This window comes from Acidobacteriota bacterium, from assembly GCA_016208495.1.
GTDB lineage: Bacteria > Acidobacteriota > Blastocatellia > Chloracidobacteriales > Chloracidobacteriaceae > JACQXX01.
This window is the reverse complement of sequence record JACQXX010000025.1, coordinates 1-9,743: the sequence shown is the minus strand read 5'-3', so window position 1 is coordinate 9,743 and position 9,743 is coordinate 1. Positions and strand designations below refer to the sequence as shown.

Here is a 9,743-nt window from a genome sequence, read left to right as displayed (position 1 = left end):
TGACTACTGACTACTGACTACTGACTACTGACTACTGACTACTGACTACTGACTACTGACTACTGACTACTGACTACTGACTACTGACTACTGACTACTGACTACTGACTACTGACCAATCACAAAAATTTGATAGCTGAGGGCGCCGAGAGAAATCTCAACGCCAGCAGCGCCGACCTCGAGTGTCTGGCCTGGTGTTGCAATGGGGGTAAGTTTACTTCCGTTGGGAAGTTGGGGAGAGAGAGAAAGGGGCAATCGGTCGTCGGTTGATTTTCCATTGATCACAATCAGCAATTTTTCCTTCGCGTCCGACCGGATATAGGCCAGCGAGCGACCTTTGACCAGAACATTGGTATGGTTTCCGGTTTGAAGGGTGGGGTGCTCACGGCGAATGGTCAGCAGTTTTTGGAGGTCATTCCAAATTGCAGCCTGTTCGGCTGTTCTTTGAGCTGGATCAAAGGCATTGACCGATCCACCAAAACCACCTGGGAAATCGCGCCGGTTATCCGGATCATTCCCGCCCATGATGCCAATTTCGTCACCATAGTAGAGTTGGGGTACTCCCCTGAGGGTCAACAGAATGGCATGGGCCAGACGGAGCCGGCGGCTGTCACCTTTGGCGTCCTGAATCAACCGGGAGACATCATGATTATTGACCAGCGTGACCAGCGTCGAGGCATCTCCGTAGAGGGCATCCTGAGCCAGAATGTCAGTTATGCGTGAACTTTGTTTGGTATCGTCAGCGCAAAATTCACGAATGGCGAAGGCCAGGGGAAAATCAAAAACGGATTTGAGACCGGTATCAATCCCATCCCATCCGGTTTTTCCTCCTTTGAAAAAGGAAACCACTTTGGGATCTCCGACCAGAATCTCTCCAAAATCGGTCACGGTTGGAAATTCAGCGTCGAGTCCTTTTTGCCAGTCGCGCCAGAACGCACGTTCGACATAGGGATAAGTATCAATTCTGAGCGCGTCCTGCCCGGTCATATTCAACCACCAGAGGGTGTTTTGCAGCGAATAGGTCCGATACCTGGCATCAAGCGTGTTGAGGTCCGGCAACGTTCCGGCAAACCAGCCCTCTGTGACCAGCCGGCGCGTTTTCTTTGGGGTTTTCGGGTCAAGTAACACCGGAGTATCAAACGAGCAGTCAAGGTGTTTCTGAAGGGTTCCGTTATACCAGGTTTTGGAGGGAGGGTTTTTGACCCACTCGTGATCGGGTCCCGAATGGTTGGGAACGATATCCTGGATCAACTTCATGCCGCGTTTGTGAACTTCGCGGGTTAATTCCTGATAGAGGGCCATCGTTCCAAAATGCTCTTCGACATCAAAAAAGTCAGTCATGTGATAGCCATGATAGACATCGCCTTTGGTGTCGGTATTGTCATAGACTGGGGTTAACCAGATCGCGGTGACACCCAGTTCTTTTAAATAATCGAGGTGTTGAATCACTCCCCGCAGGTCTCCGCCGTGGTACATGCGAGATTCCCTGGGGTTATAGGTTTGGCCAGGACCGGCTGGCTCGTTGTTGGAGGGGTCTCCATCGGCAAACCGGTCCGGCATAATTAAATACACAACATCAGATGGCAAAAGACCTTGATAATTTCCCTCACGCGGGAGGGGCGAAAATAATGGCCAGGATTTTCGAATCGTTGCTGAATCAGCCGTGATTTGTAGCTCGACTGACCCGGCAGTTGCTTCGGGAGTGAGCACCAGATCACAGAACAGGTATTTTCCATTTGGGGAAACCGAAGTTTGACCAACTGAAACTCCTTTGGTTGAAGTTTGGACTTTTGCCTTGTTGAAATTGGTTCCGGTCAAAAGGACCTGAATCGTGGTTGGTCTGGAGACTGTCCACCAGTTTGGTGGCTCAGCTTTCAGGATTTGAGGCGTTGCTTTTTGGAAATGAGGAGATGCTGCGGAAACCAACCTGAGCGGAGGATTGAAGAACGTCAGCGGAAAAAGAATCAAACCAACGCACAGGATTGAAAGTCGCCACCGGGATGGCTGGGGTGCCAACTTCTTTCTGATTTGTGTGCCGTGTGACATGTGGAATCCCCTGACTTGAGAGCTGGGTGAAGTGGACGGGGTGGGAGGAGCGGGTGCAAGGCCCGGTTCCTCCCAGGACTCCCCATCCTTTCAGTTAAAACACCACGCGCAAGGCGAATTGAATCTGTCGGTTGGTGCCCAGGCGGGTGCCCAGGATGCGACCGAAGTTCCCATCGCTGACGTTGGCGTTGGGTTGTGAAAATTGTGGTGTGTTGGTCAGGTTATAGAATTCGGTGCGGAATTCAGTGCGAATCCGCTCCGTGATGCTGAAGCTCTTGAAGAGTGACAGGTCAAAGTTCTTGGTGCCTGGACCAACCAGGAAGTTACGCCCAGCGCCGCCAGGACGCAGGAACACACCGTCACCGTTCTTTTCAACTTCGCGGAACTGTCCGCGAACCAGGTAACGGTCTACGGTGTCGGAATTGACACTTGGGCTTCCGATGAGGTCTGGACGGACCTGACCCGGATTGCCATTGGTGTTGAGGTCAAATGGGAATCCGCTCTGGAGGGTCAAAATCCCGTTCAGTTGCCAGCCACCGATGAACAAATCAGCCACCCGGTTCATGTTGGCGCCAAACTGGCGGCCACGACCGAATGGCAGTTCATACAGTGAACTGAAAACAAACCGATGCCGTGAATCAACATCGGCGCTGCCGCGTTCAAGCCGGAAGTTCCGGACATCCTGCGGCTGGTTGCTGGAAGAAAAACCGCTCTTCGAATCATCAATCGCGTGACCCCAGGTATAGGACATCAAATACTGCCAGCCTTTGGTCAAGCGACGTTCCAACTGCACCTGCAGTGAGTGGTAAATTGAATTTCCACGCGATTCCGCCACGTTCACATCGCCCAGATTCGGGAATTGACGGGCGCCGCCGCGAGCATTAAAGAAGTTGCGGTTCAGGTTGTAGTACGTCACCAGTTTTTTGCCCTGAGTTCCAACATAGCCAATGCTCAACGCTGTTTCAGAATTCAACTGGCGTTGAACCTGCATACTCCATTGCTGAACATAGGAATTGACATTGGTATCAGGTTGGGCAAATACGGTTACACCGCTTGGATTATTGAGGTTCAGGTTGGTGAAGTTCCCCAATGGGAGTGGCCCGGTGGCATTGCGTGAATCAAGCGAACCGGTGCGGCCATTGCCATCTGGTCCACGTCCACCCAGCGTGATGCGAACACCATCATTAAAGTTGAACTGGGCAAACCCAGAGAACGGTGGGTTTTGAGCGAGCTGGTTATCAATCCCGCCGCGATCCAGGAAGTAAAACAACCCATAGCCGCCACGCAGGACGGTTTTGCCGTCGCCGGCAAAGTCGTAAGCAAAGCCCAGGCGGGGCGCAAAGTTGTTTTTATCGGTTGGAACCAGGCTTCGGGAGTTGCCGTCGCCGGCAACCAGAAGGCGTCCAGTTGAGATATCAAAGTTTGCCTGGCGATCAGCCACTTCGACCGGGAAGGTGTACAGGTCATAGCGCAAACCGGCGTTGACGGTCAGTTTGCGGTTGACGCGCCAGTCATCCTGGATGAAGTAGCCTGTTTCCCAGTTCCGGGTGCCAACTGTTCCAAAGGGTGTACCAATGGTGTAGTTGTCAATGAACCCGGCCAGCAATTCCGATACTTCATACCCGGTGGTGTTGCCGGTGCCTGGGCCGATAAAGAAGAACCCTTTTCCACGGTTTGGACGGAACAGGTTGACCTGACGCCGAATGATGTTAAACCCAAAGCGCACATTGTGATTGCCTCGGATATAGGTCATCGTGTCAGCATACTGGAAGGTGTTTTGGGGCACCAGGTACGGACCAAAGTCACCGGTGTATTCGATCTGACCATTAAATCCACCAATCAGTGCGCCCCCACCCAGCAACGGGCTGGTGTTGGCATTTGGAATTCCGAGGTCGGCTGACACGGTCTGATCACTGAATGGAGGCTGATAGCCATAAAATACACGAATAAACCCAAATCGAAATTCATTGATCAGGTTTGGCGAAAACGTGTGGGTTTCACCCAGGGTGAATCCACGGGCATTGTTAAACTGTGTTCCAGAACCAAATCCGGCTGGCAACGCTGGCAGGCGGGACGTGGTGATGGAATCAGTTTCACCAAAACTGAAACGACCAAACAACTGATCCTTTTCGCTCATAAACCAGTCCATGCGAACGTCGAAGTTATCGTCGTTCTGGCTCTGAACCCGCTGGGCAATGTAGTTGCCCTGGACTTGCGAACCATTGTTTGGCGCTGGGAAGGCGTTCAGATAGTTTTGGCCCACCCGGTTAATTCGGGTTGACGGAATAACGTTTCCTGGGAACGGATCTCCAGTCAGTGGATCACGGATGATGATCGGGCCTGGAAGACCAGAAGAAGCTGGGTTCAGCAATTGTGAGAAATCACCGTTGCGCATGGCTGCGGTTGGCACCGAAGCAAAGTCAACGTTGAGCGGCAGTGACTGGCGCAATCCCTGATAGTCACCAAACACAAAAAGTTTGTCTTTGATGATTGGCCCACCAATGGTGAACCCAAACTGATTGCGTTTGAATTCAGCTTTTTGCTGGGCAAAGGTTGGACGCGCATCCAGGTTGTCGTTGCGCAGGAATTCAAACACGCTGCCATGCAGTTCGTTGGTACCAGACTTGATGGTGGCACCCACAATCGCACCGCCGGCGCGTCCGAATTCAGCCGGCGCGACGCTGGTCTGAACACGAAATTCCTGCACGGCTTCTGCCGGCGGGAAGAAGATGATGGTGTTGACGAGTGATTCGTTGTTGTCAGTTCCATCAAGGGTGAAGTTGTTGGCTTGCTCGCGGAGACCGTTGACCGACAACGCGGCACCACCCGTGTTTCCATTCCGGAAGGTTTCGGCCTGGTTCCCAGCCCCTGACGCCGCTCCATCTGGAATCCCGCGGTTGACACCGGGGACGAGAGTTGCCAGTTGGGTGAAATTTCGACCATTGAGCGGCAATTCGGTGACCTGGCGGCCTTGAATCACTTCGCCAACGGCGGAACTTCCAGTTTCAACCAGTGGGGCATCCGACGAAACAATGACCACGTCGCTGACTCCGCCTGGTTCGAGGGTAAAATTCACGCCGGCAACCTGTGAGATTTCAAGCGTGATTTCTTGATTAAGCGTTTTAAAATCTGCCAGCTTGACTTCGACTTTATAGCGGCCAGGTGCCAGGGCCGGAACAATATAGTCGCCGCTTTCGCTGGATTGAACCGAAACTTCACGGTTGGTTCCTAAATTGGTCACCGTGATGGTCGCGCCTGACAAAACGCCGCCATTTTGATCCGCAACCGTTCCTTGCAAACGAGCGGAATCAGTTTGAGCAAACGTTGTGGCCAGACAAAACAGAATCATCGCCGGAACACACAATGCTTGTGACATTCTGCGTACCCAGGCGAGTGCTGTTCGGGAATAACCAGGTTGATTTGTCATTTCCAAATCTCCTCACACGTGAGTTGGTATTACACATACCAAAGTGGATGCTTGACGTTCTTGAAATTTCAAGGGAGTAGTCCCAACAGGGAGGTGGTTGAATGACGCAGTGTAAGAAGGGGCACTTCCGCGTCAGAACACAAGCGTTCTGGTTGCCAGCCAGGGAAATGAGTAGAGGGGGAGGACTGGCAACAAGATTTGGACTTGATCTTTCGTGAAACATTCTTCCAACGCGGGAATCCTCATAGCACCAAAAACATTCTGGCTGAAATCATTTCTTGCCACCAACAGTCGCTGGCTAGTGACGACTGAGGGTTGAGAATTTGCCTGAAGTTGAAGGGAGTTTGAGGGCGATGGAAGAACGTCTAAAGTAAGAGCAAATGTTGGGTTACGTTATCTAAATGTTACGGATACCGTCAATTGAACCTCCCCTCCCTACCGCTACGCGGTTGAGGTAGGGGATTCTCCCTGTTCCGGACAACCGCTTCCGTTCCTGCTCGGAGCAGACGGCTCTAAGTTGCCTTTTCCAGGTGTCGCGCGAGACGCTCTGCCGGTCGGTGGCGGACCGGTTTGGGAACCGAGTTCCCGCTGTTGCATCTGTGACAAGTCCACCAATCCTGAACCGACCGCGCATGGTCCTGAAATTGCTTTCAGGCCGGACGCCAAGGTTCGATGGCGATGGATACCGGATCGTGCTTCGTCAAGAGTCACGACCCCTTTTCCGTCGATCCAGGAGGTCAGTGACCGGCTCGCTGGGAGCCAGTCGCTTTCAAGCTCAATCGCACCGTCTCCGGGCGTTTCGGCTCTTCGGATTGAGTTGCTTTCAAAGGCTGACGGTGTGGTGACACTATAAACTTGCCGTCTCAATGGGGCAACTCTTTTTTCGGCTGCGATTCATCCCCGCCCGACCGTTTCGCAGTTGAGGTCGGGGCTTTCTCGCATTTTTTCTGGTAAACTTTATGCAAAGAAATACCAGTCAGCCGAGATAGATTTGAATTGTTGACGCAGTTCCGGATTCGAACGCCAACTCACTAAAAAATCTGTATCAATTTGATTTTTTTAGGGGTTGTTGGTGCAAACCAGGATTGTGATCGGTTTATATTAAATCGGTTGATTTACGCATTGCGTCTTGGAAACTGAAGAGCGGGATGTGAAAAAATCAGGCCCGTCTGGGAGCGTCAGGGGAGGTTGAGATGGGAGATTTTTTGAAGTTCATCTTGATAGGCTTGATATACAGAGGATTCAAAACAGGTGAAGAATACTTTAGCCGGACAGTCATGGGTTTTGAGAAACTGACAGGTTTCCGCCAGGGCGATTGCAGTTGCTTGTTGGATTGGATAACCATAGATCCCACAACTGATTGCCGGGAACGCAATCGTTTTCACGTCATTGGCGGCGGCGAGTTTCAAGCTGTTTTGATAACACAGGGCCAACAGTTCCGGTTCACCCTGATGACCACCATTCCAAACGGGGCCAACGGTATGAATGATAAATTTTGCTGGTAGCCGGTAGCCTTTGGTGATTTTGGCTTGTCCGGTTGGGCATCCACCCAGAAGGCGACAGTCAAAGACCAAATCGGGGCCAGCCGCCCGATGGATGGCACCATCCACCCCGCCACCACCCAGCAGCGAACTGTTCGCCGCGTTGACAATCGCATCTACCACCAGTTTGGTGATATCGCCCTGGTGAACTTCGATTCGGTGAAACATGGGAGTGACAAGGTGACAAGGTGACAAGGTGACCGGGTGACAGGATGACAGGGTGACAAGGTGACAGGGTGACAGGGTGATTTTTTTCATCCTCATCCCTTATCCCTTAAAGAACCCGGGATCTTTCAGTTGATCTGCACAAACGAATATTGAACTTTGCTCACGCTATCAACCCGTTGACCATTGCGTTCGGCAGGCTGGAATTTGAGACGTTTTGCCGTTTGAATGGCGCTGTCATCAAGGCCGTACCCAAGTCCTTTCACCACTTCAATCTCACCAATCGTACCATCGGCTTTGAATTGAACGTTGAGCACGATATCGCCGGCAACCTTATGGCGAGCTGCCAGTTCGGTATACCGGGGTTTGTCACTGGAAAGAATCCGAACCGGGCGCACAATGGTCACGGCAGGTGATTCAGACACTGACGCTTCACCTTTAGGGATCCGAAGGGAATCTTCTTTTGGCCGTGTTGGGCGAAAGTCTTCATCAATAATAGCGCTGGCTTTACTGGGTTTGGCTGGGGGTGTCACTGGTACTGGCTTAGGGGCTGGCGGCGGCTGGGTGCGGGCGATTGTGGTGGAGTTTAATGGGGGTCTCCCTTGACGAGTTAACTCCTGTTCAATTCGATTGACCGCCATTTCAGCATCGCGTCGGATTTGTTTGTTCGAATTGGTTGCTAAATCCCGCAGGGCAGGCAAGGCAGCTTCAGCAGGGTACCCGATTCGACCCAGGGCAATCACCGCACTGTGGCAAACGATTGGCTCCGCGTCCTGGGTGAGTTCAATCAAATCTGGAATAGCAGGTGCTGATGACTGGCCGAGAGCTCCAAGAGCCAGCGCCGCCGCACTGCAAACCTGACTCGATTCATGGTGGAGGGCTCGGGTCAAAAGGGCAACGGTTTCAGCATCCGATGTTCCAATCAGTCCAATGGCGGCGATGGCTGCCGTTTGAACTTTAGCGGGATGCGACGAGTGGATGACGGCTTTTATTTGTGGGAGTGCCGGCTCAGCTTCTTTCCCAATAAAGCCTAAAGCCCAGACGGCATTCTCAATCACATCTGGATTGGAATCAGAAAGCGCTTTGGTCAGGTGTGCCAGGGCCGGGCGAGCATTGACTCCCATTCGCCGGAGTGAATCGGCTGCTGTGGCCCGAATGCTCGGGCTGGCATCGGTTAGCAACGAACCCCATTCAACCGCAGTTCGTCCTTGATAGAGCGGATATGAATAGGACTGGGCGGTCGCTAAACTGACCCACAGGAAGGTCAGCACAAACACCCCAAGCATGGTCTGGGCAAAAAATCGTGTGCGGTTCATATATTTGAGGATGATTGCTGAATGATGATGTGATTGTTTCGGAAACTGTGCAGCCACACAGTGGATTCAGCCCCTGGAAGATACGTTGCACTAAACCGCACCACTGTGGTCAAAGTCAAGATAATTGATCTGGAAAAGAAAAAGGCAAAGACTGTGTTTGTGCCAGCCTTTGCCTTTTTCCAATCAGGAGTGGGGATTTTAGCGGTGGGCGTGTTTTCGTTCGCGATAGAGCATCAGTCCGATAAAAGAAACGAGCCCCAGCACCGTGATCACCCCGCCAACTTTCATGGCATTGCGGGTAATCAGCGTATATTTCCCCGTGGCTGAATCATACTGAAAACAATAGAGCAATACAGGGTCAGCCGGTTTTCCAATCTGGCTTTTGCCTGCCTCAGTGAGACTGGCTTGTAATTCATTGGGGGGGTATTGAACGCCATAAAAGTACTTTGAGACCTTGCCCTGGGGAGTGAGCAAAATCACGCCGCTGGCGTGGGCATACTGCTTAATTGATTCATCCCAGGCATAGCGGAACCCAACAGAATCCATTAACTGCTTAATTGAAGATTCTGGACCGGTCAGGAAGTGCCAGCCGGCTTCACTCCCTGGCCGATTATACATTTGCAGGTAGTTTTCCTTCTTTTTCATCGCCAGTTCTGGAGTTTCAAGCGGATTGAAACTGACCGCCACCACCAGAAAATCTTTTCCCGCAACGGTTTTGAGCTGGTCCAGAGATTGAACAACGCCATTGATGGTGAGGGTACACAGCATTGGGCATTCATAGTACACAGGTGCCAGGATAACCGGTTTGGTTCCAAAGTATTCTTGCAATGAGATATCACGCCCCGTTTCATCCTTAAAAGGCAGGGTGAGTGGGATTTGAGCGTTGAGTTTTTGATCAATCCCGATTTTTTTCAGGATTTCAGGTGATCCCTGCATTGGAGGAGGTTCTTCAAGTTGCCGATACTGGGCATGAACCGAAGTATGCACACCGAGGAGAACCCCGAGACTGATAATGAAGAGGAAGGAAAAAACCCAGTGACGAAACATAATTTTGAACTTCTTTCAGGAAATGAATTGGGAACGGAGCCGAAGACCTGTCGGAGTATACTAAAGGTTATTACGATTTATGATATACTGATCCTTCTTTAAAAAGGAGGCTCAAAGATGGGAAACTTAAGATACAGCGAAATCAAGAAGAACCCAATCAAGGTATTGGATTGGACAAGCTTACTGCCGGAGGAATTTGAG

6 protein-coding genes are annotated in these 9,743 nt (G+C 51.6%); all 6 read right to left on the bottom strand.

Annotated elements, in window-relative coordinates:
- Positions 1 to 108 precede the first annotated feature (108 nt).
- A complete protein-coding gene (locus tag HY774_04575; GenBank protein MBI4747737.1) occupies positions 109 to 2,046 on the bottom strand; it encodes a cyclomaltodextrinase N-terminal domain-containing protein in 1,938 nt (645 codons plus the stop codon).
- 94 nt (positions 2,047 to 2,140) lie between these two features.
- Positions 2,141 to 5,473 (bottom strand): TonB-dependent receptor, encoded by a 3,333-nt coding sequence (locus HY774_04570; GenBank protein ID MBI4747736.1) that lies wholly within the window; start codon positions 5,471 to 5,473, stop codon positions 2,141 to 2,143.
- A 441-nt stretch (positions 5,474 to 5,914) separates the two neighbouring features.
- Entirely contained in the window at positions 5,915 to 6,340 is a 426-nt protein-coding gene (locus HY774_04565) for a hypothetical protein (GenBank protein MBI4747735.1), read from the bottom strand.
- 311 nt (positions 6,341 to 6,651) lie between these two features.
- Positions 6,652 to 7,182: an O-acetyl-ADP-ribose deacetylase gene (locus HY774_04560; GenBank protein MBI4747734.1), complete on the bottom strand. Its 531-nt coding sequence runs from the start codon at positions 7,180 to 7,182 to the stop codon at positions 6,652 to 6,654.
- A gap of 125 nt (positions 7,183 to 7,307) precedes the next feature.
- Positions 7,308 to 8,495 (bottom strand): TonB family protein, encoded by a 1,188-nt coding sequence (locus tag HY774_04555; GenBank protein ID MBI4747733.1) that lies wholly within the window; start codon positions 8,493 to 8,495, stop codon positions 7,308 to 7,310.
- 198 nt (positions 8,496 to 8,693) lie between these two features.
- Entirely contained in the window at positions 8,694 to 9,542 is an 849-nt protein-coding gene (locus HY774_04550; protein ID MBI4747732.1) for an SCO family protein, read from the bottom strand.
- Positions 9,543 to 9,743 lie beyond the last annotated feature (201 nt).

Excerpts from the sequence above, each read along its gene's own strand:
- HY774_04550 (MBI4747732.1), bottom strand. The coding sequence starts at position 9,542 with ATGTTTCGTCACTGGGTTTTTTCCTTCCTCTTCATTATCAGTCTCGGG.
- HY774_04555 (MBI4747733.1), bottom strand. The coding sequence starts at position 8,495 with ATGAACCGCACACGATTTTTTGCCCAGACCATGCTTGGGGTGTTTGTG.
- HY774_04560 (MBI4747734.1), bottom strand. The coding sequence starts at position 7,182 with ATGTTTCACCGAATCGAAGTTCACCAGGGCGATATCACCAAACTGGTG.
- HY774_04575 (MBI4747737.1), bottom strand. The coding sequence starts at position 2,046 with ATGTCACACGGCACACAAATCAGAAAGAAGTTGGCACCCCAGCCATCC.
- HY774_04570 (MBI4747736.1), bottom strand. The coding sequence starts at position 5,473 with ATGACAAATCAACCTGGTTATTCCCGAACAGCACTCGCCTGGGTACGC.